The sequence below is a fragment of the Pedococcus sp. P5_B7 genome (assembly GCF_054049895.1).
On the sequence record NZ_JBFULM010000011.1, the window covers coordinates 16736 to 34701 of the forward strand.

A 17966-nucleotide genomic window follows, 5' to 3' on the forward strand; every position below is an offset into this window, starting at 1 on the left:
CCAGAGCAGCACTGACCTGAGAAGCACAGACCCAGGAGACCTCCATGACCACCCTCGCCACCGCCCTCCAGAAGACCCTCGACGGTCGCTGGGCCGCGATCCGCGACGAGGCCAGGACTGACCTCGACCCCGAGCGGTTCGCCCCTCCGACCGAGCCGCTCGACCTGGAGTCCTACCGGGCCCGGATCGCCGACCAGGTGCAGGCGCTGGCGGCCACCGGCCACGCCAAGCGCGGCTTCCCCAAGGCCATGGGCGGCAACGGTGACCTCGGCGGTTCGGTGACCGCCTTCGAGCTGCTCGGCCACGCCGACCTGTCGCTCATGGTCAAGGCCGGGGTGCACTGGGGGCTGTTCGGAGGGGCCGTGGCGAACCTCGGCACCGAACGCCACCACACGGCATACCTCCCGTCGATCATCGACGCGACGCTGCCGGGCTGCTTCGCGATGACGGAGACCGGGCACGGCTCCGACGTCCAGTCGCTCGGCACCACCGCCACCTACGACCCGGCCACCGACGAGCTCGTCGTCCACACCCCCGACCTGCGCGCCCGCAAGGACTACATCGGCGGCGCCGCGCGCGACGGGCGGATGGCGGCAGTCTTCGCCCAGCTGGTCACCGGGGGCGAGAGCCACGGCGTCCACTGCGTCCTCGTGCCGATCCGCGACGAGTCCGGCGCCACGATGCCTGGCGTGACGATCGGCGACTGCGGCGCCAAGGCCGGGCTGCCCGGCGTGGACAACGGCCGCCTGTCGTTCGACCACGTGCGCGTGCCGCGGACCAACCTGCTCAACCGCTACGGCGACATCGACGAGCACGGCACCTACACGTCGCCCATCGAGAACCAGACCCGCCGGTTCTTCACCATGCTGGGCACCCTGGTGCGCGGTCGGATCAGCGTGGCCGGTGGGGCCGGCGCGGCCACCCGCACCGCCCTCACCCTCGCCGTGACGTACGCCGGTCACCGCCGTCAGTTCGCGCCCCCCGGCGGCACCGACGAGGTGATCCTGCTCGACTATCGGGCCCACCAGCGCAAGCTGCTGCCCGCCCTCGCCAAGTCCTACGCGCTGCAGTTCGCCCAGAACGAGCTGGTCGGGCTCATGCACGACGTGCAGTCGGCCGGCGAGGCGGCCCCGGAGCACGACCAGCGCGAGCTCGAGGCACGGGCGGCCGGCACCAAGGCCGTCGCGACGGCCCACGCGACCGCGACGATCCAGATGTGTCGCGAGGCGTGCGGTGGGGCCGGCTACCTCGCGGTCAACCGGCTGCCCGCCCTCAAGGCCGACACCGATGTCTTCACCACCTTCGAGGGCGACAACACCGTGCTGCTGCAGCTGGTCGCCAAGGGCCTGCTCACCGACTACCGCGACGCCTTCGGCGACCTCGACACGTTGGGCATCGTGCGGTTCGGAGCCAGGCAGTTCGCGGGTGCCGTCATCGAGCGCACCTCCGCGCGGGGACTCATCCAGCGCCTCATCGACTCCGCACCCGGTCGGGACAGCGAGAAGGGCCCGACCGACCGCGGCTGGCAGCTCGACCTCTTCGAGGACCGCGAGAAGCACCTGCTCGAGACCCTGGCCCTGCGACTGCGCAAGGCCGGCAAGCCCGGCGCCGACCCCTTCGACGTCTTCAACGACGCCCAGGACCACGTCATCGAGGCGGCGCGAGCGCACGTCGACCGCACCATCCTCGAGTCGTTCGTCGCGGCCATCGACCGGTGTGACGACCCCTCAGCCGCGCAGACGCTCGCGCGGGTGTGCGACCTCTATGCGCTGAGCAGCATCGAGGCCGACAAGGGCTGGTTCCTCGAGCACGACCGGATCACCCCGGCGCGCAGCAAGCAGGTCACGGCCGCGGTCAACGACCTGTGCGCGGCGTTGCGGCCACACGCCCAGGAGCTGGTCGACGCGTTCGGGATCCCGAAGGCGTGGCTCGGCACCGAGCTGCTCGCCCCACTCGACTGAGGCAGGTATGCCGCGTCGTCAGCCGCGCAGCAGGGTGCAGAAGAAGGCGACCTCGTCGTCGTCGTTGCCGCGCTCCCAGCCCAGGCCGGCGTAGAAGCGCTCGGCCCGGGCGAGGTCAGACACACCGAGGGTGACGAGCGAGAGTCGTTGCTCCACTAGCCGTTCCACCACGGTCGCAGGGGCAGGTCGGCCTGGCCCCGGTCGTCGAGCTTGACGGCCAGCACCTGGTGGAGCTGCACGATGTTGCGCTCGAAGCCCACCCGCGAGCCGGCCATGTAGAGGCCCCAGACGCGGGCCGTCGCCTCGCCCACCTCGTCGACGCAGGCGTCCCAGTTGTCGCGCAGGTTGGCGCACCAGCCGGCCAGGGTGCGGGCGTAGTGCTCGCGCAGGTTCTCCTCGTGACGGACCTCGAGACCGGCGTCCTGGGCGGCCGCGATGATCGTGCCCGAGCCGGTCAGCTCGCCGTCGGGGAACACGTAGCGGTCGATGAACGCCCCGGTGGAGGTGCGCTTGTTGTCAGGACGGGTGATGCAGTGGTTGAGCAGCATCCCGCCGGTGCGCAGGTGGTCCTTGACGAACCCGAAGTAGGCCGCGTAGTTGCGCACCCCGATGTGCTCGGTCAGCCCGATCGAGGAGATGGCGTCGAAGCCCGTCTCGCGGATGTCGCGGTAGTCGCTGTGGCGCACCTCGGCCAGGTCCTGCAGGCCCTCGCGGCGGATCGCCTCCTGCGCCCAGCTCGCCTGCTCGGCCGACAGGGTGGCCCCGATCACGTGGACGCCCCGCCGGGCGGCATACCGGACCATCCCGCCCCAGCCGCACCCGATGTCGAGCAGCCGGTCGCCCTCCTTGAGCCGGAGCTTGTCGAAGACGAGCCGGTACTTGTTCTCCTGCGCCTCCTCGAGGGTGGCGTCGGCGTGGGGGTAGCACGCGCAGGTGTAGGTCATCGACGGACCGAGGACGTACTCGTAGAACGTGTTGGACACGTCGTAGTGGTGGTGGATCGCCTCGGCGTCGCGGGTCCTGCTGTGCCGCAGGCCCTCCGCGACCCGGCGCCACCGCGGCAGGGCCTCCTGAGGAGGCGGCGGCGGGGGCTTGAGCAGCTCGACACCGAGCGAGCGGGCAATGGCAGCGGCGGTCTTGGGTGGCGGCATCCGGAAGTGCAGGTCGCCCATCGCGTCGAGGAGCTCGTAGGGGTCGCCGGGGTGGACCCCGGTGAGGTCGAGGTCTCCGGCGATGTAGGCGCGCGCCATGCCCAGGTCGCCCGGTGCGGTGGCGAGGTAGCTCGCCCCCCGCGGTGACTTGAGGTCGAGACCGTAGGTGGCGTCCTCAGGGCCGGTCGCCGAACCGTCGAACGCGGTGAACCGCAAGGGCAGGCCGTCGGCCGTGACGGCGTCGAGGATCTCGGCCATCGACAGCTTTTCGGGGCCCGGAGTGCTGTGCTGGGGGTCGGTCCGGTTGGTCCTGAGAATCGTCACTTGCGTTGCACCGCCTTGGAGTAGAGGTCAAGCAGTCGGGACTTCGGGTCGTATCGGCGCTTGAGGTCGGCGTAGGTGTCGCCGCCGTAGAGGCGCCAGAACTGGGCTTCGTCGTAGTAGGCGTCGGAGTAGAGCGACTTGTGCCCGGCGAGGGCGGTGACCTGCTCCTCGATGAGCCGGTTGGCCGCACCCTCGGGCTCGGCCGGGTCGCGGGGCACGCTGGACCAGAAGCCGACGTTGACGTAGGTCTCGCCCGGCTTCAGGGGGTAGAGCGGCCACCGGTCCTTGCTGCGCACGGGGCAGAGCCAGATCGGCTCGATGGGGATCTCACGCAGGAACCAGTGGACGAACTCGGCGGTCCGCCCCAGCGGCACCTCGATGTCCTGCACCACGCGCTCCCGCGGCGGGCGGCCCTTGCGCGCCTCCAGCCGGTCGGCGACGTCGAACCGGTGGTCGAGCGCGATGAGCTTCCAGTAGAACGAGCTCCGGCGGTAGCGACGCGGCCAGAGCCGTCGCACGCGAGGGCTCTGGGCGCCGAACGCCCGACTGCACCAGAACCAGTCGGTGTCCCAGCGCCAGAGGTAGTCGTGGATCGTGAGCCGGTCGACCTTGGGCAGCGGCGAGTCGTGCTGGATCGAGCGGTAGTAGACCTGCTGGCCGGTGTAGTCGCTCACCGGTCCGGGCTGGGCGGTCTGCCTGCCGAGGGTGAGGTAGGACTCGGTCGCGGAGAAGACCACCCCGTCGAGGTAGTCCACCCGCTCCCCCTCGTGCTCCCCCGTGTCGCAGATCCGAGCCATGACGGCGACGAGGGACTCGACGTCGTGGAACCGGACGTGGCGCAGGGCGACGAAGGGGTCGACGGGCTCGAGCGCGATCCGGAGCCGGGTGGCGTAGCCGAGCGTGCCGTAGGAGTTGGGGAACCCGTGGAAGAGGTCGGCGTGCTCCCCCTCCGGCCGGGCCGTGACGATCTCGCCGGCTCCGGTGAGGATGTCCATCTCCAGCACCGACTCGTGGGGCAGACCGCTGCGGAACGACGTCGACTCGATGCCGAGTCCGGTGACGGCACCTCCCAGCGTGATGGTCTTGAGCTGGGGCACCACGAGCGGCGCGAGGCCGTGCGGCAGGGTCGCCTCGACGAGGTGCTCGTAGGTGCACATGCCCTGCACGTCGGCAGTGCGGGCCTCGGTGTCGACCGCGATCACCTGGTCGAGCAGGGCGACGTCGAGACCGGGCGCGTCGGTGCGCGCGCGAGCCCGGAAGAGGTTGGAGGTCTTCTTGGCGAGCCGCACCGGCGCATCGAGCGGGATCGCCGCGTAGCTCGCAGCAAGACGACCCACGGCGACGTCGTGGCGCGCACGAGCGTCCGTGGGAGCCTTCACGATCCGCCCAGTCCCAGCGGAGACGAAGTCCGGCACACTCCGACCTTATGCCGCCGTGCCGACAGTCGTCACGTGGGTTGCCGACAACCGGTCGCCGGGGGACCTTCAGCCTTCATCGACAACGCCGTCGGGAACGACTGCGGTCACCTCGTCCCCCACGCGCACGATGCCCGGGTGACGCACCGCCGCATACACCCCTGGGCAGTCGCGGGCGGTGCCGGTGACGTCGAGCTCGACACCCCCGGTGACGAGCACCCCGCCGATGGCGGCGGCCAGCTCGGTGGACGTCAGGGACACCACGAGGTTGGCCCGGGTGTCGGGCGCGACGTCGGCGGCAGCCACGACGTGGACCGCCGCCTTCTTGCGCCGGTCGCCGGCCAGGCCCGCGGCGTCGACGGCGGCCTCCGCCAGGTCACGGCCGGGCTCGCCGCTCACCGGGTAGACGTGCAGCTCGGTCACCTCGGCCACGGTCAGACGCCTTCCGGGGCGGAGGCGAGGGCTTCCTCGATCACGCGGACGAGTCGGGCGGCCGAGTCGCGGGTCAGCTCGACGGCCACGCGGGCACCGGGTCCGCGGGTGGGGTCGGCGAGGTCGATGTTGAGGGTGTGCTCGGCCATCGCGTGGACCGGGTGGTCGTAGTAGACCGTCGCGTCGGTGACGTGGAACCACTGGCCGCCGGGGCCCTTGGCGCTGCCGTCGACCTGTTCGGCGACCGTGGCGTAGGTGCACATGTCAGCTCTCCCGTCCGTCGAGGTGGGTCGCGAAGAACGCGGCGACTCGCTCCCAGCCATCGTTCGCCGCCGTCACCCGGTAGCTCGGGCGGTCGGTGGCGAAGAAGCCGTGTCCGGCCGCGTCGTAGGAGTGGAACTCGTGGGGCTTCTCGAGCGCACCCAGCCGTCGGTCGAGGTCGGCCACGTGGTCGGGGCTGGGTGTCTTGTCCTCGATCCCGAACAGGCCGAGCAGGGGTGCGCCCAGGGACGGGAGCTGGTCGACGAGGTTGGTGACCTTGAGCGGGTAGCCCTGCGGCGGCTCCCCCGTGACGAACGCCCCGTAGCAGTCCGCGACCGCGTCGAGGTCGAGGTGGCACGCGGCGAGGACGGCCTGCCGGCCGCCGGAGCAGTGGCCGATCACGCCGACCGAGCCGTTGCTGGTCGGCAGCGCGCGCAGGTATGCCGCGGCAGCACCAACGTCGTCGACGAGCCGGTCGTCGGGCACGCCGCCCTGGGCTCGAGCGGTGGCCGCGGCGTCGGACGGCTCGGCTCCCGGTGCCTCACGGCTGTAGAGGTTGGGGCAGATCGCGTCGTAGCCGAGCTCGGCGAACCGGCGCACCATCTCCTTGGTGGCGCGGTCGTAGCCCGGCATGTGGTGGATGACCACGACGCCGCCGCGGGTGTGCTCGCCGTCGGGACGGGCGAGGTACGCCTCGACCTCCGCGCCGTCGGAGGCGGTGAGGAAGACAGTGGTCGCGCTGAGGGAGTCGCTCACGCCTCGGATGCTATGCCCGCGGCGCTACCCGCCTCAGATGCTGGTGGCGCCGTTGTTGAAGATGGTCGAGAGGTTGGTACCCAGCAAGGCGACAGCAACGATGATGACGAGTGCGATGAGGGCGACCATCAGGCCGTACTCGACGGCGGTGGCGCCGCGGTCGGTCATGAGGGCCCGGAGCTTGGTGATGTGCTTGGACATGAGGCTCTTCCATCCTGACGTGGTGGTGGCTGATGGATGGAGAGTGACAGAACCCACGACGGGAACCCTCGTCCCGGTGAGGGAGGTCGTCCGGGCGCTTTCGCGCACTCGCGGCCCGTTGCCCCTGTTGGCAGGTGGAGCCCTCTGTTGGCCGGTAGAGCCCTGCGGTGGATGCCGCTGCGCTGGTCCGGCCAGCGCCCGTGGCCCTGGAGGGCCGGGCGACCGGCCGGACGGTCAGGATAGACCGCCATCCCACGGGGGTCGTCCACCACCCGAGCGGATACAAAAGGTCGAGGCCGAACGCAAACGGCGTAGGTCGCTTGGGCGATGTGGCGGCTCCGGCCGTGGGCCTACCTTGGCGGGCCTTGGACCACGCGGATGCAGCCGGCAGCCGAGGGTCCTTGGCCAAGGAGCGCGGACATGGTCATTCGAGCTGGACGCGGTCGCACCCTCTTGGTGGGGCTCGCGAGCGCCACTGCCCTGCTGGTCCCGATCAGCATGGCCTCCGCCGGTGGCAGCCCCGCCGGCGACAACGGAACGATCAAGATCGACGGCATGCCGTTCGACGAGGCCCCGGACAACTAGCCACACGTCGGCTGCGTGTTCCAGGTCGACTTCTACGGCTTCGACAAGGGAAACCTCAACGCCACGGTCACCTTCGAGGCCCAGCCCCCCACCGGGCGCGACGTCCTGCTCGAGAAGGACAAGATCTTCATCGGCGAGGACGACGCCGGCGGCGGCACCGACGTCGACGCCCAGGAGACCTACAACCTCTCCCCTTACCTCCTGTCCTACATGGCCCACCCGCAGCAGGGCTTCCACGTCAAGCTCACGGTGAAGGCACCCGGCTCGATCGGCGCCGACACCAAGTACAAGACGTTCTGGGTCCAGACCTGCCAGATCTCCTGAGCCCTCTCCAACCCGCCGTTAGAGAGCCGGGAAGCGAAACAGCCCCTCGCCTGCATGGTTCGCAGGTGAGGGGCTGTCTGGCTGGTGGACGTGAAGGGACTCGAACCCATGGCCTCTCGCGTGTGAAGCGAACGCTCTAACCAACTGAGCTACACGTCCAGCGCCCTCGTCACACCAGGTGACGTTCGGGCCTGCCGAAGAATAGCCGGATGTGGCGCACGAGGTGAAATCGGCCCGCGCCCGGTGGCTGACCCGGCTCAGAGCCCCGGCAGGTCCTTGATCCGGTCCTCGATGGCGTCGGGGAAGAAGCCGGGAACGCCTGACAGCAGGAACAGCCCGTAGAAGATCGCCAGCACCAGCGCCAGCGTCACGAGGCCGACCACACCCTTGAACCACAGTGGCTTCGGGGCCAGCCATTCGCCCCACGCCCGCACCTTGTCCTCGGCGAAGTCGAAGAGCCGCCGGGCCCACGCGAACTCCGAGGCCCAGATCCGCAGACCGACGAAGACGATCACCCAGCCAGGCCCCGGAAGCGGGATGAGCGCCAGCCCGCCGCCCACGATGGCCAGTCCGACGAGCGCCACAACCACGCGGTAGACGCGGCGGCTGTGCGGGTTCGCGCGCAGCCGCCGGCGCCAGGCCCAGTCCTCCTCGACGTGTTCCTGTGGGTCGTCGTCCACGTCAGGCACGGCGACGCCCGGACGCTCGCTCACGGGTCCATCCGCTCGACGCACAGCCGCGCGAACACCGATGCAGCGCGCGCCGTGACCGGTCCCGGCTCCAGGGCGCGGTCGTCGACGCCGTGGATGGCCAGCACGTCCTTGGTGCTGCTGGTGATGAAGACCTCGTCGGCCTCGCGCAGGACGTCCAGGGGCAGGGCCTCCTCGCGCACCTCGAGCCCGTCCTCGCGGCACCACTCGATGGTCACCTCACGCGTGATCCCGGCCAGGCAGCCCGAGTCGAGCGGCGGGGTGAGGATCGCCCCACCCACGACCACGAAGATGTTGGACCCGGTGCACTCGCACAGCTCGCCACGCGTGTTGGCGAACACTGCCTCGATGGCCCCGCGCTCCTTGGCGTACGCGAGCGCGACGACGTTCTCGGCATACGAGGTGGTCTTCAGGCCCGCCACGGCGGACCGCTCGTTGCGCGTCCAGGGGACGACGGCGACCGAGGCGCTCTGCGGCGGGCGGGGCTGGGCGCCCGCGGTGACGATGTAGGTGAGCGGGCTGTCGTCGCGGTCGGACCCGAGGGGGCCGGCCCCGCCGGTCACCGAGTAGCGCAGCCGGCCGAACTCGATCTGCTCGCCCGCGCCGAGGACGGCCTTGGCGCCCTCGGCGATGTAGTCGTGGTCGGCGGCCGGGAGTCCGAGCCCGGCCAGGGTGCGGTCGAGCCGACGCGCGTGCCGGGTCGCGGCGAACACCTGGCCGCGGTCGATCTTGGCCGTCTCGAACGCGCCGTCGCCCACCGTCACCCCGTGGTCGAGTGCCGTGATCGATGGTTCGTCGACCGCGGTCAGCCGACCGTTGACCCACACCCGTGGCTCGTTGCTCATGCCTCCACCTTCCCAGACGCCAGCCCCACGAGACGTCGGGATTTCACCTGAGTCTCCACCCATTCCTGCTCGGGGTCGGACCCCCACGTGATCCCCGCGCCGGTGCCGAACCGCAGCCACCGCTGCCCGTCGCCGTCCCTCTGCGCCCAGAACGAGCGGATGCCGACGGCGAGCTCCGCCGTCCCGCGGTCGGCGTCGACCCAGCCGATCGCGCCGCAGTACGGACCGCGGGCGGTCGGCTCGAGGTCGACGATGGCCTGCAGGGCGGTGTGCTTGGGCGCGCCGGAGACCGAGCCCGGGGGGAAGGTCGCCGGCAGCACCTCGCCCCAGCCGACGCCGGGGCGGAGCCGGCCCGAGACGGCGGACACGAGGTGCACCAGCCCGGGGTGCTCCTCGGGGCGACACAGGTGGTCCACTTGCACGGTCCCCTCGCGGCAGACGTGTGACAGGTCGTTGCGCACGAGGTCGACGATCATGACGTTCTCCGCGTAGTCCTTGGGCAGCATCGCGTCGAGGCTCGTGGCTGTCCCCTTGATGGGGCGCGACTCGAGGCGGTCGCCGTCCCGCAGGAGGAACGCCTCAGGGCTGGCGCACACGACGTCGAGTCCCGCGGACGGCACCACCACCCGTCCAGCGTGCGGTGCCGGGTTGCCCCGCTCGAGCAGGCTGGCCAGCCCGTCGAGGTCGGCCTCCTCGGGCAGCTCGTGCGAGAGCACGCGACAGAGGTTCACCTGGTAGACGGTGCCCGCCGCGATCCGATCGCGGATCTCGCCCACTCCCGCGAGGTATGCCGCGTGGTCCAGGCTCGTGCGCCACTCGCCCTCCAGCGGCGTCCAGGGCGTCGGCGGTCCGGTGGGCGCCAGCCGGTCCACCTCCGCGAAGCGGACGGCCGTGACCTCCCCCTCGAACTCGGCGACGACGGCCCAGAAGCCACTCTCGAGGGAGTCGAGGTCGTGGCGGACCTCGACGGGTCGGGTGGCCAGGACCGAGCCGAACCTCGCGTGCCCCGTCGCCGCCTCCACGAGGGCGATCCTAGGCCGACCTAGACTTCCCGATCATGCGCCCTCTCGCCGCCACCGCGGTCGCCGCCCGCTCGGCCCCGAGACCGACCCCGACGCTGGCCTCGGCGCTGGTGCTGGCGATCGTGGTGGCCCTCTCGGGCTGCCAGGGGGCCACCCCGGCCCCGGCCGCCGGCACCACCGCTGCCACGGGCACGACAGCCTCGTCGCCCTCCAGGACGACCGGCGCAGCCCCGAGCGCGTCGACCACCACGACTCCCCCCTCCGACCCCGACACCCTGACGATGGCGTTCGCCGGCGACGTGCACTTCGAGGACTACCTGGCGCCGCTGGCCCGTGACCCGCACGGGCTGGACGAGCTGCGGTCGTCACTGGGCGCAGCCGACCTGGCGATGGTGAACCTCGAGACCGCCCTCACCGAGCGCGGCACCAAGATCGGCAAGGAGTTCCACTTCCGGGCGCCGGCCTCGGCCCTCGAGACGATCAAGGGCGCCGGGATCGATGCGGTCAGCATGGCCAACAACCACGGGGTCGACTACGGGCCGGTGGGGCTGAAGGACACCTTGGCGGCGAAGCAGGCCAGCCCCGTGCCGATCGTCGGCATCGGCAAGGACGAGGACGAGGCGTTCGCGCCGGCGATCCTGTCGGCCAAGGGCCTGAAGGTGGCGGTGTTCGGGGCATCGGAAGTCTTCGAGATGACCCTGGCCCGCTACTCGGCAGGTCCGGGCAAGGGCGGCATCGCCAGCGCTACGCCGGTCACCCGGCTCCGCGGTGCGGTCAGCCGGGCCGCCGCCCGGTACGACGTCGTGGTCGTCTTCCTGCACTGGGGGCTGGACTACCAGAAGTGCCCGGACCGGCTCTCGGTGCAGACCGCCGAGGCCCTCGAGCAGGCGGGCGCGGACATCATCGTCGGCGGCCACTCGCACCGCGTCAACGGAGCCGGGTGGCTCGGACGGTCCTACGTCGACTACGGCTTCGGCAACTTCGTCTGGTGGCGCAGCCACGAGCCCGACTCACGGTCCGGCGTGCTGACCCTGTCGATCGACGTGAACGCGGCGCGCGGCACCAAGCGCACGAAGACCAGTGCCGTCCGTGAGGCGGTCTGGACGCCCATGCTCATCGGGGTCGACGGCATACCCCGGCCGCCGGCAGCTGCCGACAGCGCACGGCTCCTGGCGCTCTGGAAGCAAGCCGGTCAGTGCGCGAACCTGGCCACCGCTCCAGAGTGACCCTCGACCGCCGCGCTCAGCGCCCGAGGACCAGGTAGCAGAACTGCAGCACACCTCGGTAGGTGCGGACGTAGGCGTCGAGCTGGGCGTCGAGCCGGCTCCGCACCTCCGGAGCGCGGGCGTCGTCGCCGTGGCGGATCAGCCACTCCTGCCTGGCCGCTCGCCACGTCGACTCGAAGTCGTCCCACTCGCGCTGGTCGGCGGTCGACAGGTGGAGCACCCTCCACCCACTGGCGTGGACGTGCTCGAGGAGATCGGTCAGGGACACGACCTCCTCGAACATCTCGGCCGCGGCGGAGGTGGGCGGGGCGGTCCAGCAGGCGTCGCCGTAGAGGAGTCGTCCACCGGGCGGGGTGAGCTCGGCCAGACGGGCGAGCGCAGGACCGGTGCCGCCGAGCACGTGGCTCGACCCGATGCACAGCAGCCGGTCGGCGGGCTCGTCCCACGAGGCAGCCTCGGCCTCGACGAACCTGACCCGCGACTCGAGCCCGCGGGCTGCGGCCAGCCCACGGCCCCGCTCCAAGCCGTCGGCGTCGGTGTCGACCCCGACGCCGGTGGCGCCGGCCGGCTCCACCGCCCGCAGCAGCAGCTCGCCCCACCCGCAGCCCAGGTCGGTCACCCGGTCGTCCTCCCCCACCGCCAGGCGCTCCAGCAACAGGGCCGCGTGGTCCGCCGCGAGCGGCGTGTTCCAGCGCATCCGGTCGTAGCGGGTGCGGGCGGGGTCGGGGACCGGGGTCGGGGCTGCCATGGGCCACACTCTGCCGCACGGGAATGCGCACGGTGGTCGCACCGTTACGATAGTTGAAATTCAAACTACCTAGCCAGGAGCGCGAGCGAGATGCAGTTCGGAATCTTCACGGTCGGCGACGTCACCACCGACCCCACCACCGGGACGACGGTCAGCGAGAACGAGCGCATCAAGCACACCGTGGAGCTGGCCCGCCTCGCCGAGCAGGTCGGGCTCGACGTGTTCGCCACCGGCGAGCACCACAACCCGCCGTTCGCCGCCCCGGCCAACCCGACCGTGCTCCTCGCGCACCTCGCCGCCGTCACCGAGCGCCTCGTGCTCTCGACCTCCACGACGCTGATCACCACCAACGACCCGGTGCGGCTGGCGGAGGACTACGCCTACCTGCAGCACCTCGCGGACGGTCGGATCGACCTCATGATGGGACGCGGCAACACCGGCCCGGTCTACCCGTGGTTCGGCAAGGACATCCGCGACGGCATCCCGCTCGCGGTCGAGAACTACGCCTTGCTGCGTCGGCTCTGGACCGAGGAGAACGTCACGTGGGAGGGCAAGTACCGCGGCCCGCTCCAGTCCTTCACGTCCACGCCGCGCCCCCTCGACGGCATCGCGCCGTTCGTCTGGCACGGGTCGATCCGCAGCCCCGAGATCGCCGAGCAGGCGGCCTACTACGGCGACGGCTTCTTCCACAACAACATCTTCTGGCCGATGAGCCACACCAAGCAGATGGTCGCGCTCTACCGGCGCCGGTTCGCCCACTACGGCCACGGGAGCGCCGACCAGGCGATCGTCGGCCTCGGCGGTCAGGTGTTCATGCGGGCCAACAGCCAGGACGCGGTGCGCGAGTTCCGCCCCTACTTCGACAACGCACCGGTCTACGGACACGGGCCCTCGCTCGAGGACTTCACCCGCGAGACTCCCCTGACCGTGGGTTCGCCCCAGCAGGTCGTGGAGCGGTACGCCGGCATGGCCGACGCCGTGGGCGACTACCAGCGCCAGCTGTTCCTCGTCGACCACGCCGGACTCCCCCACCGGACCGCGATGGAGCAGGTCGAGCTCCTGGGCACCCAGGTCGTGCCGGAGCTGCGCAAGATCGCCGCGGCCCGCAAGCCGGCCCACGTGCCGGACGCGCCCACCCACGCCAGCCGGCTCGCCACCGCCACCACGAAGCACGAGGACCTGGAGGTCACCCGATGAGCTCCCGTCGAGTCGTGGTGGTGCAGGCCGGTCTCGGACAGCCGAGCAGCAGTCGGCTGCTCGCAGACCGCCTGGCGACCGCCACCCGCGACGCGCTCCTGGAGCGCGGCGACGAGGCCGAGGTCGTCACGGTCGACCTGCGCGAGCACGCACACGCGATGGCGGATGCCCTCCTCACCGGCTTCGCCACGGGTGAGCTCAGGTCCGCGCTCGACGCCGTGCGCGACGCGGACGCCGTCATCGCCGTCACGCCGGTCTTCCAGGCGTCCTACAGCGGGCTGTTCAAGACCTTCGTCGACGTCCTCGACGACGGTGCCCTGCGTGGCACGCCGGTCCTCATGGCGGCCACCGCCGGGACGGCCCGCCACTCACTGGTGCTGGAGCACGCGATGCGCCCGATGTTCGCCTACCTCAAGGCGATCACCGTCCCCACCGCCGTGTTCGCGGCGTCGGAGGACTGGGGCACCGGCGGCACCGTCGACACCGGCCTCTCGGGTCGCATCGACGTGGCGGCCGGGGAGCTCGCCGACCTCCTCACCGGGCGCCCGCCCCGGACCGACCGGGTCGACGAGTTCGCCGACCCCGTGCCGTTCGAGCAGCTGCTCGGCCACTGAACCCCGCGGCCGAGGACCCCGGCGTCGCCCGGGTTTCGCGTGGGTTTCGCGTGGGTTTGGCGCGCCCTAGATTGGTCGGATGAACGCACTGGACCGCTTCTCCCTGGCCGGCCGCGTCGCTGTCGTCACCGGCGGCACCCGAGGGCTGGGAGCCGGCTTCGCGCGCGCCCTCGGTGACGCAGGGGCGGCCATCGTCCTCGTGGGGCGCGACGCCGAGGCGGCCGAAGACGTGCTGGGATCGTTGCGCGACAACGGCATCCGGGCCGACTTCGTCGCTGCTGACGTCACAGTCGCCGAGGACGTCCACCGGGTGCTCGACACAGCGCTGTCCCTCCACGGCCGGGTCGACGTGCTGGTCAACAACGCGGGCGCGTGCGTCCACGCCCCGGCCCTCGACGTGACCCCCGAGGACTGGCGGGCTGTCATGGCCGTCAACCTGGACGCGGTGTGGACCTGCTCGCAGACCTTCGGTCGGCACTTCGTCGACCAGGGCGGAGGGTCCATCGTCAACATCGGGTCGATGTCCGGCTTCATCGTCAACCGCCCCCAGTGGCAGCCTGCCTACAACGCGTCGAAGGCTGCGGTGCACCACCTGACTCGAAGCCTGGCCGCGGAGTGGGCCCCGCACGGCGTGCGCGTCAACGCCCTCGCCCCTGGCTACATCAAGACCGACATGTCGCCCGTCGACGACCCGAAGTTCCGCCAGCACTGGATCGACGACGCCCCCATGCAGCGCTACGGCACGGTCGAGGAGCTGGCCCCGGCAGTCATCTTCCTCGCCAGCGATGCCTCCTCGTTCGTCACCGGGTCGGTGCTGGTCGCCGACGGTGGCTACACCGCGTTCTGAGGCTGGACACGGCAGAACCCCCGCCGCAGGGGGGCGAGGGCTCTGGTCCGGGGGTCCGTGTGCGCTAGGCGATGGCCGGCTTCGGGACGGTGTGCCGTGCGGCGATGCCGACCTCTTCCTCGACCGGCACCCGGCGAAGGTGCATGAAGCCGAGCAGTGCGAGGACGAGCATCGCTGCTGCGCCGAGGAAGCTGGCCCACGCGGCATACATCGCGATCTTGCCCATGGTGCCGAAGGCGTAGGCGTTGAGAAGCAGTCCACGCAGGGTCTCACCCTTGAAGGCGAGGTCGACCATGGCCTTGGCCTTGGGGTCGTCGGGGTTCGCCCGGGCGGCGGCGCTCAGCTCCGAGTAGGTCTTCCCACCGGTCGACTCGTCGAGGTGGACCTTGATGTAGTGGTCGGCCCACGCCTTGGCCTGCGCACCCGTGGTGAGCTGCTGCCCGGCGTACTGCTCGAGGTAGGGCTTGACCAACGGGTCGTTCAGCTGCTCGCTGCCCTTGGCAGGGAAGGTGATGTGCTGGGCCGAGAGCTGGGACTGGACCTCGTTGTCCACGAACGTGCTGGCCCAGGTCATCAGTCCCCCGACCACGAGCAGGACCGCTGCGACGATCAGGCCGCCGGTCGTGAGCAGGGCATCCAGGGTGCGTCGTCGCATGGTGGTGGTTCCTCCTTCGGGCGCCTAGCACCCGGGTTGTATTCCGTTCTGACACTTCAACTCTGGCGGTGCCAGAGGCGGGCGATCAGGGCCGAAGGTCCTGTGTTCGATATCCGCCCTTGACGACGAACCGACGACCGGACAGCGAGTCGGGGTGGATGCGCATGATGCGGGGCTTGGGGGCGTCGTGCCACGGGTGCACCGGCAGCCGCATCGCCTCGAGCGCGTCGTCGAGCTGGTAGACCTCGTGGGCGACCCCACGGATCACGACGCTCCACGCCTCGGCCCGCTCGACGTCGTAGCCGTCGACCTCGAAGGCGACGAAGGTGCCGTCCGCGGACGTGAACAGGGTGCCCGAGCCGGTCCGGAACACCACCGTCCCGTGGTCGACCGCGTAGTTGACCGGGAAGATGTCGGGACGCCGGTCGTGCACGACGGCAAGGCGTCCGACGACCCCTTCCCGCAGGGCTCCCCAGCACTGCGCGACCGTGAGCTCCTGCATCGGCGCCCGGTCGGGACCGGCGCGGCCGGCCCGGTCGTGGGAGTCCTGGGCCTGGGGGTTCTTCTGCGTGTCCATGGGACGACGATCCCCCTGGTGCTGCTCAGTGTTCAGGGTCCAAGGTCCCTGTCCTCGTGCGGCCTCCGGTCGGACGCTGTGAGGGAGCCCCATCACCGTGCGGGCCCACAGCAGAGGAGGAAGACATGTCGTCCACCATGACCGGTCCCGTTGTCGTCGGGGTCGACGGGCAGCCACCGTCCGACCGCGCGCTCGACTGGGCGATCGCCGAGGCGCAGCGGGTCAAGGCGCCCCTCCACCTCGTCAACGCGCGCACGATGCCCCTGCGTGGCCCGAGCGTCGAGTCGGGCTTCGCGGTCCACACGACCGAGTCCGACGAGATCCTGGGAGCCGCGACCGAGCGGGTCCGCGCGCTCGCGCCCAGCCTGACCGTGACCACCGCAGCCGCCTACCGCAACGCCGCCGCCCTGCTCCTCGAGGAGTCGCGCGGCGCCACCTGCCTGGTCGTCGGCGCACAGGGCAGGAGCGCACTGGGGAGTGTCTTCCTGGGGTCGACCTCGCTCGACGTCGCCGCCCACGCCCCCTGCCCCGTCGTGGTCGTGCGCGAGCTCCCCGACCGTCCCGGCGTGGTCGTCGGGTCGGACGGGTCGGAGGTGTCCGAGGCCGCGATCGCCGCGGGGTTCGAACAGGCCGACCGGCTCGGCCTGCCGCTGACCGTGGTCCACGCGTGGTACCTCGACTCGGCGGGCGCGGGCCTGGCGGCGCTCGAGACCGCCGACCTGCGCCAGGAGGTCGCCGAGGAGGAGTCGGCGGTCGCCTCGGAGGCGGTGGCGGGCTGGTCCGAGAAGTACCCCGACGTGACCGTGCGGCAGCGCACCCTGCGGGCCCACCCGGTGCAGGCGCTGGTGGACCTCTCGCGCGGAGCCGAGCTGGTCGTCGTCGGGAGCCGGGGACGCGGCGGCTTCGCCGGCCTGCTCCTCGGATCGGTCAGCCAGGGTGTGCTCCACCACGCCCACTGCCCGGTGATGGTGGTCCGGTCGGACGGGGGTGCGTGATGGCTGACATCGTGCGCCCGACCGACCACACCGGCCTGGTGGTGCTCGACCTCGACGACTGCCTCGCGAAGCTGCTCGAGGTGCCGGTGGGCCGGCTTGCCTTCCAGCTCGACGGCGAGCTGTCGATCCTGCCCGTCGTCCACACGCTCGACGGCATCGACGTCTGCTTCCGGACCACGGGTGACTCGAAGATCCAGGCTGCGGTCGACCGCGACCCCGTCGCGTTCGAGGTGGACCAGTTCGACGGGTCCGCGCGGACCGGCTGGAGCGTGCTCGTCCAGGGCACGGCCATGGTCGTCGACGACGAGGCTGACATCCGCAGGCTCGACCACGCGGCGCGGGCATCGTGGGTCCCACCCCACGAGGGACCGAGCACCTGGGTGCGGGTCCGCACCCAGAGCATCACCGGTCGGGCGTTGGTCTGACTCCCTGCCCGGCGACGTAGACCGCCGCCTGGGTGCGCCGCTCCATCCCGAGCTTGGCCAGTACCGACGTGACGTAGTTCTTGACGGTCTTCTCCGCCAGCGAGAGGGACTCACCGATCTGCCGGTTGGTCAGGCCCTGGGCGATGCAGTCCAGGATGCGACGCTCCTGCGGCGTCAGGCTGGCAAGCCTCGGGTCGGTCGGCTGCTCATGGCCCCAGGCCTTCCTCAGCCGCTCCACCACGTCAGGGGCGAGGAGCGACTCCCCCGCGGCAACCCGACGGATGGACGTCACCAGGTCGGCCCCACGGACATCCTTGAGCACGTAGCCGGCGGCGCCGGCGGCCACCGCGGCAGTCAGCGCCTGTTCGTCGTCGTAGGACGTCAGGATGATCGCGCGGATGTCCGGGTCCACGGACCTGACGTCGCGGCACACGTCGATCCCGGACCCGTCCGGGAGCCGTGCGTCGAGGACCATGACGTCGGGTCGCAGGGCCGGGATCCGACGAGCAGCCTCCTGGGCCGAGCCGGACTCGCCCACCACCTCGAGGTCGTCCTCCACCTCGAGCAGCTCACGCAAGCCGCGACGAACCACCTCGTGGTCGTCCAGCAGGAACACCGTGATGCTCATGGGCGATCACTCCCTCTCCGGTGCGAGCCTACCCAGCCGCGCCACGGCATACCCGGCAACGCGGGCA

General features: G+C 71.2%; 22 protein-coding genes and 1 tRNA gene. 9 read left to right on the forward strand and 14 right to left on the reverse strand.

Going from position 1 to position 17966, the window contains the following annotated elements:
* Positions 1-44 precede the first annotated feature (44 nt).
* A complete protein-coding gene (locus ACXJKD_RS19790) occupies positions 45-1961 on the forward strand; it encodes an acyl-CoA dehydrogenase family protein (RefSeq protein WP_457256694.1) in 1917 nt (638 codons plus the stop codon).
* A 155-nt stretch (positions 1962-2116) separates the two neighbouring features.
* Here the strand turns inward: ACXJKD_RS19790 and ACXJKD_RS19795 are convergent, their stop codons facing one another.
* From ACXJKD_RS19795 to ACXJKD_RS19820, 6 genes are all read right to left on the reverse strand, one after another.
* Complete coding sequence (locus ACXJKD_RS19795) at positions 2117-3436, reverse strand: class I SAM-dependent methyltransferase (protein ID WP_457256695.1); 1320 nt, start codon at positions 3434-3436, stop codon at positions 2117-2119.
* Positions 3433-4815 carry an FAD-binding oxidoreductase gene (locus tag ACXJKD_RS19800; RefSeq protein WP_457256697.1) on the reverse strand — a complete coding sequence of 461 codons (1383 nt, stop codon included), beginning with the start codon at positions 4813-4815 and terminating at the stop codon, positions 3433-3435. Before ACXJKD_RS19800 ends, ACXJKD_RS19795 begins: the two co-directional genes overlap by 4 nt.
* Positions 4816-4920: 105 nt before the next feature.
* Positions 4921-5283, reverse strand: a complete 363-nt coding sequence (locus ACXJKD_RS19805; protein WP_457256698.1) for a hypothetical protein — start codon at positions 5281-5283, stop codon at positions 4921-4923.
* 2 nt (positions 5284-5285) lie between these two features.
* Entirely contained in the window at positions 5286-5546 is a 261-nt protein-coding gene (locus tag ACXJKD_RS19810) for a DUF6295 family protein (RefSeq protein ID WP_457256699.1), read from the reverse strand.
* Between the two features lies 1 nt (position 5547).
* Positions 5548-6300, reverse strand: coding sequence for a dienelactone hydrolase family protein (locus tag ACXJKD_RS19815; RefSeq protein ID WP_457256700.1), 753 nt, complete (start codon positions 6298-6300; stop codon positions 5548-5550).
* A 33-nt stretch (positions 6301-6333) separates the two neighbouring features.
* Positions 6334-6501 carry a Flp family type IVb pilin gene (locus ACXJKD_RS19820; protein WP_457256701.1) on the reverse strand — a complete coding sequence of 56 codons (168 nt, stop codon included), beginning with the start codon at positions 6499-6501 and terminating at the stop codon, positions 6334-6336.
* Between the two features lie 420 nt (positions 6502-6921).
* On the opposite strand from ACXJKD_RS19820, the gene ACXJKD_RS19825 reads away from it, so the two are divergent.
* Both ACXJKD_RS19825 and ACXJKD_RS19830 read left to right on the forward strand, forming a co-directional pair.
* On the forward strand, positions 6922-7086 hold the full coding sequence (locus ACXJKD_RS19825; RefSeq protein ID WP_457256703.1) for a hypothetical protein: 165 nt from the start codon (positions 6922-6924) through the stop codon (positions 7084-7086).
* 15 nt (positions 7087-7101) lie between these two features.
* Positions 7102-7410 (forward strand): hypothetical protein, encoded by a 309-nt coding sequence (locus ACXJKD_RS19830; protein WP_457256705.1) that lies wholly within the window; start codon positions 7102-7104, stop codon positions 7408-7410.
* A gap of 82 nt (positions 7411-7492) precedes the next feature.
* Here ACXJKD_RS19830 and ACXJKD_RS19835 read toward each other — a convergent pair.
* The 4 genes from ACXJKD_RS19835 to ACXJKD_RS19850 all read right to left on the reverse strand — a co-directional run bounded on the left by ACXJKD_RS19835 (position 7493) and on the right by ACXJKD_RS19850 (position 9987).
* Positions 7493-7569, reverse strand: a tRNA-Val gene (locus tag ACXJKD_RS19835).
* 98 nt (positions 7570-7667) lie between these two features.
* Positions 7668-8123 carry a TIGR02611 family protein gene (locus ACXJKD_RS19840; protein ID WP_457256706.1) on the reverse strand — a complete coding sequence of 152 codons (456 nt, stop codon included), beginning with the start codon at positions 8121-8123 and terminating at the stop codon, positions 7668-7670.
* Positions 8120-8965: an aminotransferase class IV gene (locus tag ACXJKD_RS19845; RefSeq protein ID WP_457256707.1), complete on the reverse strand. Its 846-nt coding sequence runs from the start codon at positions 8963-8965 to the stop codon at positions 8120-8122. Before ACXJKD_RS19845 ends, ACXJKD_RS19840 begins: the two co-directional genes overlap by 4 nt.
* Positions 8962-9987, reverse strand: a complete 1026-nt coding sequence (locus ACXJKD_RS19850) for a chorismate-binding protein (protein WP_457256709.1) — start codon at positions 9985-9987, stop codon at positions 8962-8964. Before ACXJKD_RS19850 ends, ACXJKD_RS19845 begins: the two co-directional genes overlap by 4 nt.
* 35 nt (positions 9988-10022) lie before the next feature.
* On the opposite strand from ACXJKD_RS19850, the gene ACXJKD_RS19855 reads away from it, so the two are divergent.
* Positions 10023-11213, forward strand: a complete 1191-nt coding sequence (locus ACXJKD_RS19855; protein ID WP_457256711.1) for a CapA family protein — start codon at positions 10023-10025, stop codon at positions 11211-11213.
* Positions 11214-11229: 16 nt separating this feature from the next.
* Here ACXJKD_RS19855 and ACXJKD_RS19860 read toward each other — a convergent pair whose 3' ends face one another.
* Positions 11230-11961, reverse strand: coding sequence for an SAM-dependent methyltransferase (locus tag ACXJKD_RS19860; protein WP_457256713.1), 732 nt, complete (start codon positions 11959-11961; stop codon positions 11230-11232).
* Positions 11962-12051: 90 nt separating this feature from the next.
* Between ACXJKD_RS19860 and ACXJKD_RS19865 the strand changes: the two genes are divergently transcribed.
* The 3 genes from ACXJKD_RS19865 to ACXJKD_RS19875 all read left to right on the forward strand — a co-directional run bounded on the left by ACXJKD_RS19865 (position 12052) and on the right by ACXJKD_RS19875 (position 14619).
* On the forward strand, positions 12052-13158 hold the full coding sequence (locus ACXJKD_RS19865) for a CE1758 family FMN-dependent luciferase-like monooxygenase (RefSeq protein ID WP_457256714.1): 1107 nt from the start codon (positions 12052-12054) through the stop codon (positions 13156-13158).
* Positions 13155-13772 (forward strand): FMN reductase, encoded by a 618-nt coding sequence (locus ACXJKD_RS19870; RefSeq protein ID WP_457256715.1) that lies wholly within the window; start codon positions 13155-13157, stop codon positions 13770-13772. The genes ACXJKD_RS19865 and ACXJKD_RS19870 overlap by 4 nt, the downstream gene beginning before the upstream one ends.
* A gap of 79 nt (positions 13773-13851) precedes the next feature.
* On the forward strand, positions 13852-14619 hold the full coding sequence (locus ACXJKD_RS19875; RefSeq protein WP_457256717.1) for an SDR family NAD(P)-dependent oxidoreductase: 768 nt from the start codon (positions 13852-13854) through the stop codon (positions 14617-14619).
* A gap of 64 nt (positions 14620-14683) precedes the next feature.
* Here the strand turns inward: ACXJKD_RS19875 and ACXJKD_RS19880 are convergent, their stop codons facing one another.
* Together ACXJKD_RS19880 and ACXJKD_RS19885 are read right to left on the reverse strand one after the other, a co-directional pair.
* Positions 14684-15274: a hypothetical protein gene (locus ACXJKD_RS19880; RefSeq protein WP_457256719.1), complete on the reverse strand. Its 591-nt coding sequence runs from the start codon at positions 15272-15274 to the stop codon at positions 14684-14686.
* An 85-nt stretch (positions 15275-15359) separates the two neighbouring features.
* Positions 15360-15851, reverse strand: a complete 492-nt coding sequence (locus ACXJKD_RS19885) for a pyridoxamine 5'-phosphate oxidase family protein (RefSeq protein ID WP_457256720.1) — start codon at positions 15849-15851, stop codon at positions 15360-15362.
* Between the two features lie 125 nt (positions 15852-15976).
* Here ACXJKD_RS19885 and ACXJKD_RS19890 point away from each other — a divergent pair, with 125 nt between their 5' ends.
* Positions 15977-16846: a universal stress protein gene (locus tag ACXJKD_RS19890; protein ID WP_457256721.1), complete on the forward strand. Its 870-nt coding sequence runs from the start codon at positions 15977-15979 to the stop codon at positions 16844-16846.
* Positions 16846-17271, forward strand: coding sequence for a pyridoxamine 5'-phosphate oxidase family protein (locus tag ACXJKD_RS19895; RefSeq protein ID WP_457256722.1), 426 nt, complete (start codon positions 16846-16848; stop codon positions 17269-17271). The genes ACXJKD_RS19890 and ACXJKD_RS19895 overlap by 1 nt, the downstream gene beginning before the upstream one ends.
* Here the strand turns inward: ACXJKD_RS19895 and ACXJKD_RS19900 are convergent.
* A complete protein-coding gene (locus tag ACXJKD_RS19900) occupies positions 17249-17899 on the reverse strand; it encodes a response regulator (RefSeq protein WP_457256724.1) in 651 nt (216 codons plus the stop codon). The genes ACXJKD_RS19895 and ACXJKD_RS19900 overlap by 23 nt on opposite strands.
* Positions 17900-17966 lie beyond the last annotated feature (67 nt).